This is a genomic window from Streptomyces sp. NPDC002845, from assembly GCF_053591955.1.
In genome coordinates this window covers 1-17885 of sequence record NZ_JBSFUU010000015.1, presented here as the reverse complement: position 1 = coordinate 17885, position 17885 = coordinate 1, and the positions used below count along the sequence as shown (strand labels likewise).

At 68.8% G+C, this 17885-nt stretch carries 13 protein-coding genes; 5 read left to right on the top strand and 8 right to left on the bottom strand.

The window, feature by feature from the left end:
• Positions 1-195: 195 nt before the first annotated feature.
• From ACWD3C_RS13355 to ACWD3C_RS13320, 8 genes are all read right to left on the bottom strand, one after another.
• Positions 196-1344: an ABC transporter ATP-binding protein gene (locus ACWD3C_RS13355; protein ID WP_451143257.1), complete on the bottom strand. Its 1149-nt coding sequence runs from the start codon at positions 1342-1344 to the stop codon at positions 196-198.
• Positions 1337-2389 carry an ABC transporter ATP-binding protein gene (locus tag ACWD3C_RS13350; protein ID WP_451143255.1) on the bottom strand — a complete coding sequence of 351 codons (1053 nt, stop codon included), beginning with the start codon at positions 2387-2389 and terminating at the stop codon, positions 1337-1339. The genes ACWD3C_RS13355 and ACWD3C_RS13350 overlap by 8 nt, the downstream gene beginning before the upstream one ends.
• A gap of 14 nt (positions 2390-2403) precedes the next feature.
• Positions 2404-3366: an ABC transporter permease gene (locus ACWD3C_RS13345; RefSeq protein ID WP_451143253.1), complete on the bottom strand. Its 963-nt coding sequence runs from the start codon at positions 3364-3366 to the stop codon at positions 2404-2406.
• On the bottom strand, positions 3359-4288 hold the full coding sequence (locus ACWD3C_RS13340; RefSeq protein WP_451143251.1) for an ABC transporter permease: 930 nt from the start codon (positions 4286-4288) through the stop codon (positions 3359-3361). Before ACWD3C_RS13340 ends, ACWD3C_RS13345 begins: the two co-directional genes overlap by 8 nt.
• Positions 4289-4452: 164 nt before the next feature.
• Entirely contained in the window at positions 4453-6072 is a 1620-nt protein-coding gene (locus tag ACWD3C_RS13335) for a peptide ABC transporter substrate-binding protein (protein ID WP_451143249.1), read from the bottom strand.
• A 678-nt stretch (positions 6073-6750) separates the two neighbouring features.
• Complete coding sequence (gene typA / locus ACWD3C_RS13330; protein ID WP_451143247.1) at positions 6751-8667, bottom strand: translational GTPase TypA; 1917 nt, start codon at positions 8665-8667, stop codon at positions 6751-6753.
• A gap of 171 nt (positions 8668-8838) precedes the next feature.
• Complete coding sequence (locus ACWD3C_RS13325) at positions 8839-9585, bottom strand: hypothetical protein (RefSeq protein WP_451143245.1); 747 nt, start codon at positions 9583-9585, stop codon at positions 8839-8841.
• 148 nt (positions 9586-9733) lie between these two features.
• On the bottom strand, positions 9734-12013 hold the full coding sequence (locus tag ACWD3C_RS13320) for an ABC transporter family substrate-binding protein (protein WP_451143243.1): 2280 nt from the start codon (positions 12011-12013) through the stop codon (positions 9734-9736).
• A 290-nt stretch (positions 12014-12303) separates the two neighbouring features.
• Between ACWD3C_RS13320 and ACWD3C_RS13315 the strand changes: the two genes are divergently transcribed.
• The 5 genes from ACWD3C_RS13315 to ACWD3C_RS13295 all read left to right on the top strand — a co-directional run bounded on the left by ACWD3C_RS13315 (position 12304) and on the right by ACWD3C_RS13295 (position 17748).
• Positions 12304-12600: a hypothetical protein gene (locus ACWD3C_RS13315; RefSeq protein ID WP_451143241.1), complete on the top strand. Its 297-nt coding sequence runs from the start codon at positions 12304-12306 to the stop codon at positions 12598-12600.
• Between the two features lie 18 nt (positions 12601-12618).
• Complete coding sequence (locus ACWD3C_RS13310; RefSeq protein ID WP_451143474.1) at positions 12619-13455, top strand: hypothetical protein; 837 nt, start codon at positions 12619-12621, stop codon at positions 13453-13455.
• On the top strand, positions 13455-15395 hold the full coding sequence (locus tag ACWD3C_RS13305; RefSeq protein ID WP_451143239.1) for a fumarate reductase/succinate dehydrogenase flavoprotein subunit: 1941 nt from the start codon (positions 13455-13457) through the stop codon (positions 15393-15395). Before ACWD3C_RS13310 ends, ACWD3C_RS13305 begins: the two co-directional genes overlap by 1 nt.
• Positions 15392-16156, top strand: coding sequence for a succinate dehydrogenase/fumarate reductase iron-sulfur subunit (locus ACWD3C_RS13300; RefSeq protein ID WP_451143237.1), 765 nt, complete (start codon positions 15392-15394; stop codon positions 16154-16156). Before ACWD3C_RS13305 ends, ACWD3C_RS13300 begins: the two co-directional genes overlap by 4 nt.
• A 236-nt stretch (positions 16157-16392) precedes the next feature.
• Complete coding sequence (locus ACWD3C_RS13295) at positions 16393-17748, top strand: hypothetical protein (protein WP_451143235.1); 1356 nt, start codon at positions 16393-16395, stop codon at positions 17746-17748.
• The last annotated feature ends 137 nt before the right edge of the window (positions 17749-17885 follow it).

The window sequence follows — 17885 nt, the reverse complement described above, 5'->3', positions numbered from 1 at the left end:
CGCCCGTAGGCGGCCTGTCAGGTGCCTCCAGCTCCCGGCCGGGAGCAACCGGCGCCGCACGGGGGCTTGGTGACGACAGGTCAGGGCGCGCCGCCCCCGGCTGCGGGAACACTGCGAGCGGGCGGGCGAAGCACCCTCTCAAGCCACTGGCTCCCGGCACCGCGGGGCGCCGGGAGCCAGTACCGCCCACCACGGCTACGCCGCGTGGACCACGTCCTTCTCCTCCGCGAAGTGGCACGCCGAGTCGTGCGCCGCCTCGGAGTCCGAGCCCTTGAAGCGCTCGGGAACCGCCAGCAGCGGGACCTCCTCGGCGCACTTGTCCTGGGCCTTCCAGCAACGGGTGCGGAAGCGGCAGCCGGACGGCGGGTTCGCCGGGGACGGCACATCACCGGTCAGGATGATCCGTTCCCGGCCCTCCCGAGCCGCCGGGTCGGGCACCGGCACGGCGGAGAGCAGCGCCTGGGTGTAGGGGTGCGTCGGGTGGTCGTAGATCTGCGTGTCCGTGCCGATCTCGGCGATCCTGCCGAGGTACATCACCCCGACCCGGTCGGAGATGTGCCGGACGATCGACAGGTCGTGCGCGATGAAGACATAGGAGAGGTGGAACTCTTCCTGGAGCTTCTCCATCAGATTGATGACCTGTGCCTGGACGGACACGTCCAGCGCGGAGACCGGCTCGTCGCAGATGATGATCTCCGGGTTGAGCGCGAGACCGCGGGCGATGCCGATGCGCTGGCGCTGGCCGCCGGAGAACTGGTGCGGATAGCGGTTGATGTACTCCGGGTTGAGGCCGACCACGTCCAGCAGGTCCTGGACCTTGCGCCGCCTGTCGCCCTTCGGCGCCACCTCGGGGTGGATCTCGAAAGGTTCGCCGATGATGTCGCCCACCGTCATACGCGGGTTGAGCGAGGTGTACGGGTCCTGGAACACCATCTGGATGTTCCGGCGCACGGCTTTCAGGGCCCGCCGGGAGAGCCTGCTGATGTCCTCGCCCTTGTAGAAGATCTCACCCTCGGTCGCCCGCTCCAGGTTCATCAGGAGCTTGGCGACCGTGGATTTGCCGCAGCCGGACTCGCCCACGATCCCGAGGGTCTCACCCGGATACAGATCGAAGGAGACGCCGTCGACCGCCTTGACCGCACCGATCTGTTTCTTGAACAGGATGCCCTGGGTGAGCGGGAAGTGTTTCACCAGGTTGCGGACCGACAGGATCGGCTCGCCCCGCCCGGCCGAGTCCTCCACGGCGGCGGCCGGGTCCGCCCCGGGGCGCGCGTCGGCGGCCTCCTCGTCGGAGACGCCCGGCACGGCCTCGTCCGTCGCCCCCGTCTTGCTGAGCTCAGCCATGGATCGTCTCCTTCCAGAAGTGGCACGCGGAACCGCGGCCCGGCAGTTCGGTGCCGTCCTGCTCGCTGACAGGGTGCAGCGCCGGAGTCTCGGTACGGCACACGTCCTGGGCCTTCGGGCACCGCGGATTGAACGCGCAACCGCTGGGGATACGCGTCAGGTTCGGCGGCAGGCCGCTGATCGCGTACAGCTCCTGGCCCTTCTGGTCCAGACGCGGAATCGAGTCGAGCAGACCCCGCGTGTAGGGGTGTGCGGGCCGCTTGTACAGCTCGTGGACCGGGGCGCGCTCCACGATGCGGCCCGCGTACATCACCGCGATCTTGTCCGCGACGTCGGCGACCACGCCGAGGTCGTGGGTGATCAGGATGAGGCCCATGTGGTACTCACGCTGCAACTCGGCGAGCAGGTCCATGACCTGGGCCTGGACCGTCACGTCGAGGGCCGTGGTGGGCTCGTCGGCGATGATCAGGTCCGGCTCCAGGGCGAGCGCCATGGCGATCATGATGCGCTGGCGCATACCGCCGGAGAACTGGTGCGGATAGTCGTTCACCCGTTCGGCCGCGGCCGGGATGCGTACACGGTCCATCAGCTCGATCGCCTTGGCCTTCGCCGCCTTGCGACTCAACGCCTGGTGGACACGGAACATCTCGCCGAGCTGGTAGCCGACCGTGTAGACCGGGTTCAGGGAGGACAGCGCGTCCTGGAAGATCATCGCGATCTTCGCACCGCGGAGCCGGCGTCGCTCCTCCTCGGACATCTTCAGCATGTCCTGTCCCCGGAACAGGATCTCGCCCTTGGTGATACGGCCGGGAGGCATGTCGAGGATGCCCATGACGGCCTGGGCGGTGACGGACTTGCCGGAGCCGGACTCGCCGAGCACGGCGAGCGTCTCGCCCGCGTGCACCGTGTAGTTCACACCGTTGACCGCCTTGGCGACGCCGTCGCGGGTGTGGAACTCGACATGGAGGTCGCGGACTTCCAGCAGCGGTGCGTCCGGACCGCCTCCCTGGTGGGGCACCATCGGTGCCTCGTCGATGAGAGTCATGGTGTACGCCTCCCTCAGCGCAGCTTCGGGTCGAGGGCGTTGCGCACTGCATCGCCGAACATCAGGAAGGAAAGCACCGTGATGGAGACCAGCACGGACGGCAGGATCAGCACATAGGGTGCGTCGCGGATCGACCGGAAGCCCCGGGAAATGTCCACACCCCAGGAGACCACGGGATCGCTCAGCCCCACGCCCAGGAACGACAGCGTGGCCTCGGCCGCGATGTAGCCACCGAGCGAGATGGTCGCGACGACGATGATCGGGGCCAGCGCGTTGGGCAGGATGTGGCGCAGCAGAATCCGGTTCGTGGAGGCGCCCAGCGCCTTGGCGGCGACGACGTAGTCGGCCTGCTTGACGCCGATGACCGCACCGCGGGAGACACGGGCGATGGTGGTCCAGCCCAGGAACGAGATCGCCAGGATCACCACCCAGACGCTGCGCCTCTCGAAGCTCGTCAGGATGACCATGGCGCCGAGCAGGAACGGGATGCCGAAGAATACGTCGGTGAGCCGGGACAGCAGGCTGTCCCAGACGCCCCCGAAGTAGCCGGCGATCATGCCGAGGGCGCTGCCCACGACCGTCACGATCAGCGTGACGAAGACGCTGACGAGAATGGAGGCGCGGGTGCCGTAGACCATACGGGTCCACACCGAGCGGCCCTGGATGTCGTATCCGAACCAGTCGGGCTGCATGATGTGCGACCAGTTCGGCGGCCTGAGGTAGTTGTTGGCCAGATCCGCCTCGGTGGGCGAGCCGTCGGTGAACAGGCCGGGGAACACGGCCATCGTCACCAGCAGCAGGATCAGCAGCGACGACGCCAGGAAGAGCGGGCTGCGGCGCAGGTCGTGCCAGGCGTCGGACCACAGGCTGCGGGGCTTGCCCGTGCCGTTGCCGGCATCCGGGCCGGAGGCGACGGGGGTCACCGACGCACCGTCCCCACCGGGGGTTTCTTTCTTGAGCGCGGTCTTCTCAGGCATACCGGATCCTCGGGTCCAGGACCGCGTACAGCAGGTCGACGAGCAGGCTGCAGAACAGATAGACGATGACGATGAGGCTGACCACACCCACGACGGTCGATCCCTCGCGGTGGCCCAGGGCGTCGAAGACGAGGCTGCCGACGCCCTTGATGTTGAAGATGCCCTCGGTGACCACGGCGCCCGCCATCAGCGTGCCGAGGTCGGTTCCGAGGAAGGTGACGACGGGAATCATGGAGTTGCGCAGCAGATGGATGCCGATGACACGACGCCGGGGCAGCCCCTTGGCGACGGCGGTACGGATGTAGTCCGAGCGCAGGTTCTCGGCGATCGACGTACGGGTGAGCCTGGCCACGTAGGCCAGCGAGAGCGCACCGAGCACCAATGCCGGAAGCAGCAGCTCCGTCCAGTTCTCATCGAGTGACACGTTGGGTTCGAGCCACCCGAGTTCGAAGGCGAAGAAGTACTGGGCCATGCGGCCGAGCACGAAGGAGGGGATGGAGACCAGCACCAGGGTCAGGAACAGCAGCCCACGGTCGCGGGCGCTGTTCGGGCGCAGACCGGCGATCACACCCAGGGTGATGCCGACGACGGTCGTGAACACCACGGCGAAGAGTGCCAGTTGGACGGTGACGGGCCAGGCCTCGGCGATCACGTCGCCCACTTCACGCCCGGAGGCGATCTGCTGGCCGAAGTCGCCCTGCACCAGCCCCGTCAGATAGTCCCAGTACTGCCACCAGATCGGCTTGTCGAGGCCGAGTTCGGCCTTGAGACGGGCGATCTGTGTGGGGTCGGAGTACTGCTCGCCGGCAAGTGCGCGCACGGGATCGCCGGGCAACGCGTACATCATCAGGAACACCAGGGCAGTGGACCCGATGAAGACGGGGATCATCTGGAGCAGTCGTCTGGCGACATAGTGCCCCATGGGTGCCTCCATGGTCGGGGGGTGGAAATTTGCAGGGCCTCCCTCGGCTACCCGGGGAGTGCGCCCCACACGTCCGGCGCGCAGAGCACGGGTGGGCTCTGCGCGCCGGACGGTCGTACGAGGTGACGCCGCACGGTGCGAGGGACCGTGGTTGTCGGGTCAGGTCACTTGGTCGTGACGTTGTACAGCTTGTACTGCCCGTGCCAGTCGATGTCGACGTTGTCCACGTTCTCGCCGTAGCCGCCGTTCATCTCGTAGAACCACAGCGGGATGGCCGGCATGTAGTTGACGAGCTCCTTCTCGACCTCCTGGTACCCCTTGACGTAGGCGTCGAGGTCCGCTGCCGCGTCGGCCTCGGCCATCGCGTCGTCGACGTCCTTGTTGGAGAACCGGCCGTTGTTGGACTCGGCCTGCGAGTGGTACAGCTCCTTCAGGAAGTTGCCGTTGAGCGGGTAGTCACCCAGCCAGCCACCGCGGTACATCGACTTGACCTCGTCATTGTCACGCGCTTCGAGGTCGGTGGCGAAGTCCGGCTTGGCGTCGCCCTCGCACTCCACACCCGTGGCCTTGGTGATGGAGTTGCAGACCGCGGTGACCCACTCGGCGTGGCCGCCGTCGGTGTTGTACTGGATGAAGACCTTGTTGCCCGGGACGCCACCGCCGTCCTCGACGAGCTCCTTGGCCTTGTCGGGGTCGTACGTGAAGATGTCCGTGTCCAGGGTCTGCTTGCCCTGGGCGCCCGGCGCCACGAAGCCGTCGGCGGGGGTACGGGTGCCCTGCAGCACGGTCTTGGTGATCGTGTCACGGTCGATCGCCATCGACAGGCCCTGGAGGACCTTGGGGTCGATGTCCTTGAAGGTCTTGGAGTAGAAGGCCGGCACCAGCGTCTGGATGGCCGCGTACGGCTTGGCGATGGCCCGGTCGCCGAGGTCGTTCTCGTAGCTGGCGAGGTCCGTCGCGCCGACCTGGTCGATGATGTCCAGGTTGCCGGAGAGCAGGTCCTGGTAGGCGGCCTCGGGGGTCGAGTAGGCCTTGTACTGGACACCGGCGTTCTGGGCCTTGTTGGCGCCCTTGTAGTCCGCGTACGCCTTGACCTGGATCAGCTTGTCGTGGTCCCACTTCTCGAACTCGTAGGGACCGTTGCCGACCGGCTTCTCGCCGAACGCCTTCGGGTCGTCGAAGAACGCCTCGGGCAGCGGCGCGAAGGTGGAGTAGCCCAGCTTGTACTCGTAGTACGGCAGCGCGCTGGAGGTCTCGATGGTGAACGTCGTGTCGTCCACGACCTTCAGGCCGGACATCGTGTCGGCCTTCGCCTTGGCGTCCTCCTCGGCCGGGTGGACGTCCTCGTAGCCGGCGATGTCCGCGAACCAGAAGGCGTTCTGCTGCGCGTTGTCGATGTGGGCGGACCAGTTCCACGCGTCGACGTAGGACTGGGCCGTCACCGGCGTGCCGTCGTGGAACGTCCAGCCGTCCTTCAGCTTGACGGTCCAGGTCTTGGAGTCCTCGGTGGTGATGGACTCGGCGTTGAGGTACTCGATGCCGCCCTTCTCGTCGAAGGTCAGCAGACCGGCGAACAGCGCGTCGACGATGTAACCACCGTTGGACTCATTGGTGTCCGAAGGAATGATGCCCTTCTGCGGCTCTCCGACGTTGATGGAAACGTACCGACTCTTGTCCGAGTCGTTGCCCTCGCTGTCGCTGTCATCGCCAGAGCCGCAGGCAGTGGCCGCCAGGGCCACCACTATCGCACCGGCGAGCCACTTCGCGCTCTTGGCACCGCGCATGAGTTGGTTCCTCCTCATGAGTCCACTTGATCACTACAGGAGAGGCACGCAACGCAACACGACACCGTCACCTGGACGGTGAAGATCGGAGAGTGCCCCCGCACGCTCGTGAGTCCGCGCCCCCGCGGCGCATGACCCATTGACCCGAGCTCTACGCGCCTAACTATCTGCCATCACCCGCACCCCGACCACATCCAACAGGTCTCGGTTCGATCACACATCGCACTAACATCTTCCAAAATCCGGACAAACAGTTAGGCGAAAGATCCCTGCGAAACGGACTTGTTACACGCCTATCGACGATCACTGTCCGCATATCGGACGTCACGAAAGGGGAATTAGGTTGCGGTCATTGCGCTCTCATGCTTCGCATCTCAACGGCGCCCACGAGTCGTGCCCGACGACGGCCGCAAGGACGGCGGGAGGCAGACAGGACGCACGACGAAGATGAGAACTTGATGAGAGTGACCGACCAGTAGGGTAGTCCGCCTCGGCTTTCGCCCACGAGCGTTCCACCGCAGAGAGAGGGTTTTCCCTCACCCTCGGAGGACCCGCAGGGCACCGCGCGCACCCGCCCGCCACGTGAGAACGGCCCGGACGTCCTGAGGAGGTCCGGGCCGTTCTCACGTGGCGGAGCAGCATCGGCCGGCGCCCACGAGCGACCGGCCGCCGCGGCTGTCAGCCGTGCTTGGCGCGGCTCGCTGCGCGGGCGCGCTCGCGGGCGTCCAGGTTCACCTTGCGGATGCGTACGGCCTCCGGCGTGACCTCGACACACTCGTCGTCGCGGCAGAACTCCAGGGACTGCTCCAGGGAGAGCTTGCGCGGCGGGACGATCGACTCGGTCACATCGGCCGTGGACGACCGCATGTTGGTGAGCTTCTTCTCCTTGGTGATGTTCACGTCCATGTCGTCGGAGCGCGAGTTCTCGCCGACGATCATGCCCTCGTACACCTCGGTGCCCGGCTCCACGAAGAGCACACCGCGCTCCTGGAGGTTCGTCATCGCGAACGCGGTGACGGCACCGGCGCGGTCGGCGACCAGAGATCCGTTGTTGCGGGTCTGAAGGGCGCCGAACCACGGCTCGTGGCCCTCGTGGATGGAGTGCCCGATGCCCGTGCCGCGGGTCTGCGTCAGGAACTCGGTCCGGAAGCCGATGAGGCCACGGGACGGCACGACGAACTCCATGCGGACCCAGCCGGAGCCGTGGTTGGACATGTTGTCCATCCGGCCCTTGCGGACGCCCATGAGCTGCGTGACCGCCCCCATGTGCTCCTCGGGCACGTCGATCGTCATGCGCTCGACGGGCTCGTACACCTTGCCCTCGACGTCCTTGGTGACCACCTGCGGCTTGCCGACGGTGAGCTCGTAGCCCTCCCGGCGCATGGTCTCCACCAGGATGGCGAGCGCCAGCTCACCACGGCCCTGGACCTCCCAGGCGTCGGGCCGCTCGGTGTCGAGGACGCGGAGGGAGACGTTGCCGACCAGCTCGCGGTCGAGGCGGTCCTTGACCTGGCGGGCGGTGACCTTGCGGTCCTTCACCGCCGCCTTGGCGTCGGCACCCTTGCCGGTGCCGCCGCGGCCGACCAGCGGTGAGGTGTTGGTGCCGATGGTCATGGAGATCGCGGGCTCGTCGACCGTGATCAGCGGGAGCGGGACCGGGTTCTCGGGGTCGGCGAGGGTCTCGCCGATCATGATGTCCGGGATACCGGCGACGGCGCAGATGTCACCCGGGCCGGCCTTCTCGGCGGGCTTGCGGGTCAGCGCCTCGGTCATCATCAGTTCGCTGATACGGACGTTGCCGACAGACCCGTCACGCTTGATCCACGCGACCGTCTGGCCCTTCCGCAGCTCGCCCTGCTCGACGCGCAGCAGCGCGATACGGCCGAGGAAGTTGTCGGCGTCCAGGTTGGTGACGTGGGCCTGGAGGGGCGCCTCCTCGTCGTACGTGGGCGCCGGGATGTGCTGCAGGATCGTGGAGAAGAACGGCTGCAGGCTGTCGCTGTCGCCCGGCACGGTGCCGTTGTCCGGCTTGGTGAGGGACGCGATGCCGTCCCGGCCACACGCGTAGACGATGGGGAACTCGATCTGGTCCTCGTCGGCGTCGAGGTCGAGGAAGAGGTCGTACGTCTCGTTCACGACCTCGTCGATACGGGCGTCCGGCCGGTCCGTCTTGTTGATGCACAGGATGACGGGCAGGCGCGCCTGCAGCGCCTTGCGCAGCACGAAGCGGGTCTGCGGCAGCGGTCCCTCGGAGGCGTCGACGAGCAGGACCACCCCGTCGACCATCGACAGACCGCGCTCGACCTCGCCGCCGAAGTCGGCGTGGCCGGGGGTGTCGATGATGTTGATCGTGATGACGTCCCCGCCGTCCTTCGGGTGGTACTTCACCGCGGTGTTCTTGGCGAGGATCGTGATGCCCTTCTCACGCTCCAGGTCGTTCGAGTCCATCATGCGGTCGTCGAGGTTCTCGGCGGCGTGCGCGGCGAAGGCACCCGCCTGCTTGAGCATGGCGTCGACGATGGTCGTCTTGCCGTGGTCGACGTGGGCGACGATGGCGACGTTGCGGATGTCGTGACGCGTAGCAGTCACAGCCATGGTGTGGCGTTCTCCCGGAGTGTGAGGATGGCCTGCGCGTACGTCTGCGTTACGCGGGCCCTGCCGGGCGGAACATGCCACGGCCTCACCCCATGGTACGTAGGTCACGGGAGGGACGCTCGCTCGGGGCATGCCGCGCCCCTCCCCGACACGTGTGAGCAGCTCGGCGTCTCAGCCCTCGGCCAGGGCCTTCGCGGCGGCCTTCGCCGCGACCGAGTCCTCGTCGCAGGCAAACCGGACGGCCTCGTAGGCGCGGCGGCCGACAGCGAGGCCGGGGCCGGGGTCTTCGGTGCACACGGCCGTGCCGGCCGTGTCGACCTGCCAGCTCCTGGCGTGCCCCACGGTGATCTCACCGTCGGGGCAGGAGTAGTGGAAATCACCTTCCACCACCTTCACCCCGGCGTACCGCACGAACTCGGCCGCCGCGTGCAACGTGACCGACTCGGGCTCGTCGTTCAGCTCGGGGGCTTTCTGGTCGGCATCGAGGAAGGACATGTCACTCACGGAGTCGATGTCTTCATCGGCGTCGATGACACCGGTCTCCATGCCCAGCGACAACAGAACCTCTCTGGTCGGCACGCTCGGCCCGTCTGCCTTCACAGAGACCTCCGGCGTATACACCCGCTGCAACCTGTTCGTGAGCTTGCCGCCGCCCTTCCCCACGCGCTCCGCCTTCGCGACGCCGGTCAGCCGCTCCGACTGGTCGATGTTGAACCAGGTGAAGGTGCCGCCCTTGCACGCCTCCGCCCGGACCGCGGCCTGCGTGGCCTTGCCTCCGGGCTCACCGACCGCGTCCGCCTTGTCGGTCTTGTCGGTATTGCCGGTCTTGGCCTGGTCGGCGGTGCAGGCCACAGCCCCCAGGACAAGTGCTGTCGAGGCGAAGGCGATCGCCGGTATCCGGCGCATTCTGCTGTGCACAGTCTCTCCCCCGTGGCCCCGCGCGTTCTCACACCGGGGCAGCCGTGGTACGGCCGATGGTCGACAGCCGCACCGTATTTGGTCGACTACTGATCCAGTGTGGGCGGCCCGGGCCGGCCGGACAATCGATTTGAGGTCCTTCAGAGCATCACTTCCGAGGTGATGCCCCCTCAACCCGTCCGGCGCTCTTCTTGAGGAACCCCATGTCCTCGTAGATCGGTGTCTGGAAGCCGAAGGCGCCCGCGTTGGCGAGGTTGACACGGGCTGCCATCAGCTGGGGGCGCTGGTAGAGGGGGATGGAGGCGGCGGCGGCCCAGATGCGGGCGTCGGCCCTGCGGATCAGGGCGCGGGACTCGTCCTCGTCCAGGGTGGCGACGGCCTGGTCGAAGAGCTGGTCCACCCGGTCGGTGCCGACGCGGGTGTAGTTCTGCTCGACGTTCAGGGAGCCGTCGGCCGCCGGGACGGGCTTGGCGTAGATGGGCCGGGCGTCGGTGGCCGGGTAGGCGGAGGTCGGCCAGGAGTACAGGGCGAGGTCGTACTGCCCGTTCGCGATGTGGTCCTTGAAGTAGCTCTCGTCGGCGACCTTCGTGATGTCCGTACGAATGCCGACCCGCCCCAGCATCCGTGCGATCCGCTGCCCCACGGCCCGCAGTGACTCCGAGCCGGGCCCCGAGGGCAGGACGAACCGGAGGGCCAGTGGCTCGCCGCCCTTGGCGAGCGGGGCGTTCGCGGCACCGGCGGGCGCGGCGGTGCCCTTCGGGGCGTAGGCGCCGGGGGGCGCCCCGGGCTTGAACTGCTTGCCGTCGCGAGCGAGGCTCTCGGCCTCGTCTGCTTCCCTTGCTTCCTTGACTTCCTTGGCGTCGGCTTCGACTTCCTTCGCTTCCTTGGCGTCGGCTTCCTTCTCGGTCTCGGTCTCGGTCTCGGCCGCCTTGTCGTCGTCACCGACGATGTACGTCCCGTCGTCCGCGGAGTCCTCGGGCCCCGGCTTCGACTCCTTGCCCTCTCCCCCGGCCGTCTTCCGCTCCTCCTTCACCGGTCCGCCGCGTTCCCAGCCGGCGTCGGCGAGCAGGGCCCGGGCCTCGTCGGTGTCCTGGCCGCCGAGGGCGCCGCTGTTGTCGGCGTACGCGGCCTGGCCGGCGAGGGCGAGGTGGCTGCCGACGGGGACGGCGGGCAGCCCGAGCGGCTTCAGTACGACACGGGCGAGCTCCTTGCGGTCGAGGGCGCGGGCCACGGCGCGGCGGACGCGCTCGTCGGTGAGGGGGCCCTTGGCGCCGTTGAGGGCGAGCTGGGTGTAGGCGGGTTCGAGGGACTTGCGGACGGTGAAGCCGCGCAGGGCGGACTGCTGCTTCGCGTGCGCGGCGACGGCCTTCTCCCGCTTCTTCCGGGCGGTGATCTCCTCCTCGGCGGCCTCCCCGTCGGAGCCGTGCGCGATGGCCCAGGAGCGCAGGGCCTGGGCGGGGGTGAGCTCGGCGGCGGGGCCCTGGGTGAGGCTCTTGCCGCTGTCGCGGGAGGCGAGAGTGATGCGTTCGGCCTGCCCGGGGTCGATCTCGGCGATGTCGATCGTGCCCTCGGCCAGGGCGGCGCCCCGCTCGTCACGCGGTACGGCGGTCAGCACGAGCTTGGACAGTTTGGCCTGGCGGCCCCACCAGCGGGGGTTGCGGGTGAGGGTGACCTCGCCGTCCTCGCGGTCGATGCCCTTCAGGGCGAAGGGCCCGGCGGTGACCTTGAGCCCCCGCCGGGCGCCGTCGTTGAAGGAGTCCGGGGTACCCATGACGTCCTTCGGGTACAACGGCGAGAACAGCGACTTCCAGTCGGCGTAGGGCCGCGCGAAGGTGACCCTGACCTCCAGGTCGTTCGCGCCCCGCTCGACCTTCTCGATGCGCTCGTACCCGGCGTTCCTGGCCGTCCAGTACGCGGAGTCCTTGCCGGACAGAGCGCGCCACTGGGCGGCGAAGTCGGCGGCGCCGATCTCCCGGCCGTCGCTCCACACCGCCTGCTGGTGCAGCTTGTACAGGACGACCTGCTTGGGCTCACGCTCGACGATCTTGGCGGATTCGAGGTAGTCGGGGTTGGGCTGGGGGCGGCCGTTCGCGTCCAGGCGGTACATGGAGGGCAGTACGGCGCCGGCGACCCGGGAGGTGGCGGCGTCGGCGTCCGCCTGGAAGGTGTTCAGCGTCTGAGGCACCGCGTCCACGGCCCAGCGCAGGGTGCCTCCGTCGACGATCAGGTCGCGGGGCGCCGGGGCGATGTCCTGCTCGGCGAGGGGTCTGCCCGCCGGGTCCTCCTCGCCGCACCCGGCGAGCAGGGGCACCGCGAGCACGCCCGCGATGAGGAAGGCGGCCGAGCGCATCGCCGCGCCGGGCCCGGAGGCCGCGCGGCAGGCGGGAGATCGACGACCAGGCCTGGATTCGACGCCGTCGTGGGACATCTCTGCTTACCTCCGGGAGCCGCGGGGCGTTATGATCACTTTTGGCGGTATATGGAGCTGATCACATGTGTGCGGCCACTGAACAAGGAAAGAGGTCCGCAACGGGCGGCGACACGGCGAAAACGGCCGCGAAGGCCACCCGTGCGGCGCAACGCACCACGGGATGCGTCCACGCGCCTCGGCCAATCGGTGCACATCCCTTCCCACCGACAGGTGTGACGCGCAACACTCGCAGGCGCATGAACGTTGCCGCCCACGGCCCGCACAGCCGACGGAAGTGAGGTCACGTCATGTCCGTGAACGACGAACTGACGTCAGTCCAGCGTTGCCTCGAAGACCTGAACCGGTCCGTGAGCCGCCTGGAACAGCAGCTCGGCAGCGGCGGTCTCGACATACGCCGGGTCCGCACCGACTGCCAGCACCTGCGCGAGAGCGTCGCGCTGCTCCGCGAGGCGGCCTCCGCCCCCGCCTCCGCCCCAGGGCGGCGCCCCGATCTCGTCCCCATCCCCGACACCCCGTACGACAGCAGCCTGTGGACGGACTCGGACGACGAAGGCCTCGGCGCCCGCGACCGCCACGCCCCCTGAACCCGACCGGAGTCAATGTTGGCCACTGGTACGGAACCTCCCGCAACAGAACCGCATACCGCCGGCGGCGGCGTACACACCCGTACGCGCGCCGCCATCACCGCTCCCCACCTGCGGACGGACCGCTGGTGGCTGGCCCCCGCCACCACGGCGGCCGGACTCCTGGCCTTCATCGTCTACTCGACGTGGCGGGCCTTCGCCGACGCGCACTACTACGCGGCCCCGTACGTCTCGCCGTTCTACTCCCCCTGCCTGGCGGAGCGCTGCGAGCCGATGCGCGCGGGCCCCAACTGGGAGATCTTCGGCAGCTGGTGGGGCCTCTCGCCGGCCATCATCATCCTGATCTTCCCGCTCGGCTTCCGCCTGACCTGCTACTACTACCGCAAGGCGTACTACCGGGGCTTCTGGGCGTCCCCACCCGCGTGCGCCGTGGCCGAGCCGCACAAGAAGTACACGGGCGAGACCCGCTTCCCGCTGGTCCTGCAGAACATCCACCGGTACTTCTTCTACGCCGCGCTCCTCGTCGCCGTAATCCTGACGTACGACACCGTCCTCGCCTTCCGGGACGAGAGCTACGAGTGGGGCCACATGGGCCTCGGCACGCTGGTGTTCCTCGTCAACATCGTGCTGATCTGGGCGTACACGATCTCCTGCCACTCCTGCCGGCACATCGTCGGCGGCAAGCTCAAGCACTTCTCCCAGCACCCCGTGCGCTACCGGATGTGGCAGTGGGTGGGCAAGCTGAACGCCCGTCACATGCTGCTCGCCTGGACGTCATTGGTGAGCGTCGCGCTCGCCGACTTCTACGTCTATCTCGTCGCGTCCGGTGTCTTCGACGATCCGAGGTTGTTCTGATGTCCGTGGTCGACCGGCAGGAGTGGGACGTCGTCGTGGTGGGCGCGGGCGGCGCCGGGCTGCGCGCCGCCATCGAGGCTCGCGAACGCGGCGCCCGTACGGCCGTGATCTGCAAGTCCCTGTTCGGCAAGGCCCACACGGTGATGGCCGAGGGCGGTATCGCCGCCGCCATGGCCAACGTCAACGTCGGCGACAACTGGCAGGTCCACTTCCGCGACACGATGCGCGGCGGCAAGTTCCTCAACCAGTGGCGCATGGCCGAGCTGCACGCCCAGGAGGCGCCGGACCGGGTCTGGGAGCTGGAGACCTGGGGCGCCCTCTTCGACCGTACGAAGGACGGCCGCATCTCGCAGCGAAACTTCGGCGGGCACGAGTACCCCAGGCTGGCGCATGTCGGCGACCGTACGGGGCTGGAGCTGATCCGGACGCTGCAGCAGAAGGTCGTCGCCCTCCAGCAGGAGGACATGAAGGAGACCGGCGACTACGAGTCCCGGCTGAAGATCTTCCAGGAGTGCACGGTCACCCGCGTCCTGAAGAGCGATGGCAGTGTCTCGGGGGTCTTCGCGTACGACCGCGAATCGGGCCGTTTCTTCGTCCTCGAAGCCCCGGCGGTCGTCATCGCGACCGGCGGGATCGGCAAGTCGTTCAAGGTGACGTCGAACTCGTGGGAGTACACGGGCGACGGGCACGCGCTGGCGCTGCTGGCCGGGGCGCCGCTGCTGAACATGGAGTTCGTGCAGTTCCACCCGACGGGGATGGTGTGGCCGCCGTCGGTGAAAGGCATCCTCGTCACGGAGTCCGTGCGCGGGGACGGCGGGGTGCTGCGCAACTCCGAGGACAAGCGGTTCATGTTCGACTACATCCCCGACGTCTTCAAGGAGAAGTACGCCCAGTCCGAGGAGGAGGGCGACCGCTGGTACGAGGACCCGGACAACAACCGGCGTCCACCCGAGCTGCTGCCGCGTGACGAGGTCGCCCGGGCCATCAACGCGGAGGTCAAGGCGGGGCGCGGCTCCCCGCACGGCGGCGTCTTCCTCGATGTGTCGTCGCGTATGCCGGCCGAGGTCATCCGGCGCCGGCTGCCGTCCATGTACCACCAGTTCAAGGAGCTGGCGGACGTCGACATCACCGCCGAGGCGATGGAGGTCGGCCCGACCTGCCACTACGTGATGGGCGGCATCGCGGTCGACTCGGACACGGCGGCGGCACGCGGGGTACCCGGGCTGTTCGCGGCCGGGGAGGTCGCCGGCGGTATGCACGGCTCCAACCGGCTGGGCGGCAACTCGCTCTCCGACCTGCTGGTGTTCGGCAGGCGGGCGGGGCTGCACGCGGCCGAGTACGCGACGGGGCTGGAGCAGCGCCCCGTGGTCGACGACGGCCAGGTGGACACGGCCTCCGCGGAGGCCCTGCGCCCGTTCTCCGCCGAGGGCCCGGTGCCCGGCGAGGAGGACGGCCGCCCGCCGGAGAACCCGTACACCCTCCACCAGGAGCTCCAGCAGACGATGAACGACCTCGTCGGCATCATCCGCCGCGAGGCCGAGATGAAGCAGGCCCTGGAGAAACTCGCCGACCTGCGGGTACGGGCACGCCGGGCCGGGGTCGAGGGCCACCGCCAGTTCAACCCGGGCTGGCATCTCGCCCTGGACCTGCGGAACATGCTGCTGGTCAGCGAGTGCGTGGCGCGGGCGGCTCTGGAGCGTACGGAGTCGCGGGGCGGCCATACGCGGGAGGACCACCCCACGATGGAACGCGCGTGGCGCCGTATCAACCTGCTGTGCCGACTCGTCGACCCCACGGGCGGGCTGGCGGCCACGGACCCGGTGCGCGGCCAGATCGATCTCACCCGGGAGACCACCGACCCCGTCCGCCCCGACCTGCTTGCCCTTTTCGAGAAGGAGGAGCTGGTCAAGTACCTCGCCGAAGAGGAGCTCTACGAGTGAGCAGTTACGAGGCCCGCTTCAAGGTGTGGCGAGGTGACGTCGGAGGCGGCGGCCTGGAGGACTTCAAGGTCGAGGTCAACGACGGTGAGGTGGTGCTCGACATCATCCACCGCCTCCAGGCGACCCAGGCCCCCGACCTGGCCGTCCGCTGGAACTGCAAGGCGGGCAAGTGCGGTTCGTGTTCGGCGGAGATCAACGGGCGGCCGCGGCTGCTGTGCATGACGCGCATGTCGGTGTTCGGGAAGGAGGAGACGATCACGGTGACGCCGTTGCGCGCCTTCCCGGTCGTACGGGATCTCGTCACGGACGTCGGCTTCAACTACACCAAGGCGAGGGAGGTCCCGTCCTTCGTCCCGCCGGCGGAGCTGGGGCCCGGCGAGTACCGCATGATGCAGGAGGACGTGGACCGCTCGCAGGAGTTCCGCAAGTGCATCGAGTGCTTCCTGTGCCAGGACACGTGCCATGTGGTCCGCGACCACGAGGAGAACAAACCGGCGTTCGCGGGCCCGCGCTTCCTGATGCGCGTCGCCGAACTGGACATGCACCCCCTGGACTCCGCCGCCGAGTCGGGTCTGGACCGCAAACGCACCGCCCAGGACGAACACGGCCTCGGCTACTGCAACATCACCAAGTGCTGCACGGAGGTCTGCCCCGAAGGCATCAAGATCACGGACAACGCCCTGATCCCTTTGAAGGAGCGCGCGGTCGACCGCAAGTACGACCCGTTGGTGTGGCTGGGGTCGAAGATCAGGAGGCGGTGAGGGTGAGGCGGTAAGGGGTGAGGCGGTGAGGGGCGGGCTCACGGGGGCTACAAGGGCCACGAGGGTCTTCACCCGCCCCGGACGCAGTCGGGGTCGCACTCGGGGTCGCGCTCCGGGTCTCATTCCGGTCGCGAGACCGCGTAAGCGGAAATACGCTCCCAAATGTGACCTCGTCCCCAAGCCGAACCCCATCGGGTCGCCCCAAAGCGCACATATGCGCGCGGTTGGCGCATGCCGTGATCGGGGGACTCGTGGCCGTGGGCTGGCTGGTGTCGGCCGTGGCGGCGGCGTCCGGCGGCGGGACGGAGGAGGTGGCCGCCACCCGGCAGGGTGTGCCGGCGCCCCTGGAGGCGACGGAGCACGAGTCCGCGGCCTGGGACCTCGTCCCGCCGGTCGTCGCGGTGGTCGCGGTCGCGGTGCTCGTGGCGTACGCGTACCTCCGGCGGAGGCGGCGGGCGACCACCCGTACGACCCCGGGCGGGAGCGTCGCGCCGCCGCCCGTCGCACCGCTGCCCGAGCTCGACCGGCAGGGACGGCGACTGCTCGTCGAGGTCGACGACCGCATACGCGCGGGTTACGAGGAACTCGGCTTCGTCGTCGGGCGGTTGGGGGACCGGGCGGGCGAACCGTTCGCGGCGGCGCTCCAATCCGCGCGGGACCAGCTGGCCGTAGCCTTCCAGCTGCGGCAACAGCTCGACGACAGCGCGCCGGGGGCCGTGTCGCCCGACACGGAACGCGGGCTGCTGGAGGAGATCGTCGCCCGCTGCACCACGGCCGGGCGCGGCCTCGGCACCGCGGCGGCCGAGTTCGCACGGGTCAGAGCGCTGGAGCGGGACGTGGCTCCGGCCCTCGGCTACGCCGAGACCCGCTTCCGCGAGCTGACCGGACGGGTCGCCGCCACCGACGCGACACTCACCCGGCTCCGCCAGGAGTACGCCCCCTCCGCCACCGCGTCCGTCATCGGTCACGTCGAACAGGCCAAGGACCGGCTGCTGTCCGCGGCTGTCCGCCTCAACCAGGCACACCAGTCGGCCGACTCGGGCGACAACACGACCGCCGCCGCCCAGCTACGGGCAGCCGAGAGCGCCGTATCCCGGGCGGACGCCCTCCTCACCGCCGTGGACCGACTCGCGGCCGAGCTGGCGGGGGCCGAGGGGAGCCGGCCGCCCGTCCGGGGTACCGAGGCCGCGGAAGCCGCCGAGACCGCCGAGACCGCCGAAGCCGAGGGGAGCCTCTCACCCGCCCTCGACACCGAGGCCACCGAGGCCGGGGAAGGCAGGGAAGACAGGGAAGCCGCGCAGGCCGCCCAGGCCGCGAGGAGTCTGCCGCCCGTCCGGGGCACCGTGGCCGCCGCCGCGGGCTTCGTCACGGCCCATCGAGAGGTCGTCGGGAGCGAGGCACGGACCCGTCTGGCGGAGGCGGAGCGGCATCTCGCGCGGGCCCGGGAGGACGAGGAACAGGACCAGGACGCCCAGGAGCACCGCGAAACCCCGGAGGACACCGCCCGCGCCGACGCCCTCGCCCGGGAAGCGCTCCGGCTGGCCGAACAGGATGTACAGGGCGTACGAGATGTACGGGGCGAGGTCGGCTAGGCGGGTCTGGCGAAGTCCGGCCAGGTACCGCGCCCCAAAGGGCAAGGCCGTGAAGTTACGGGCTGATCGTCGGCGTCAAGATGTTGATGCTGAGGGTGGCTTTGTAGGTGCGTCGGTCGACCTTGAGGCTTTTGTAT

Excerpts from the sequence above, each read along its gene's own strand:
- ACWD3C_RS13355 (WP_451143257.1), bottom strand. The coding sequence starts at position 1,344 with ATGGCTGAGCTCAGCAAGACGGGGGCGACGGACGAGGCCGTGCCGGGC.
- ACWD3C_RS13350 (WP_451143255.1), bottom strand. The coding sequence starts at position 2,389 with ATGACTCTCATCGACGAGGCACCGATGGTGCCCCACCAGGGAGGCGGT.
- ACWD3C_RS13345 (WP_451143253.1), bottom strand. The coding sequence starts at position 3,366 with ATGCCTGAGAAGACCGCGCTCAAGAAAGAAACCCCCGGTGGGGACGGT.
- ACWD3C_RS13340 (WP_451143251.1), bottom strand. The coding sequence starts at position 4,288 with ATGGGGCACTATGTCGCCAGACGACTGCTCCAGATGATCCCCGTCTTC.
- ACWD3C_RS13335 (WP_451143249.1), bottom strand. The coding sequence starts at position 6,072 with ATGCGCGGTGCCAAGAGCGCGAAGTGGCTCGCCGGTGCGATAGTGGTG.
- typA (WP_451143247.1), bottom strand. The coding sequence starts at position 8,667 with ATGGCTGTGACTGCTACGCGTCACGACATCCGCAACGTCGCCATCGTC.
- ACWD3C_RS13320 (WP_451143243.1), bottom strand. The coding sequence starts at position 12,013 with ATGTCCCACGACGGCGTCGAATCCAGGCCTGGTCGTCGATCTCCCGCC.
- ACWD3C_RS13315 (WP_451143241.1), top strand. The coding sequence starts at position 12,304 with ATGTCCGTGAACGACGAACTGACGTCAGTCCAGCGTTGCCTCGAAGAC.
- ACWD3C_RS13305 (WP_451143239.1), top strand. The coding sequence starts at position 13,455 with ATGTCCGTGGTCGACCGGCAGGAGTGGGACGTCGTCGTGGTGGGCGCG.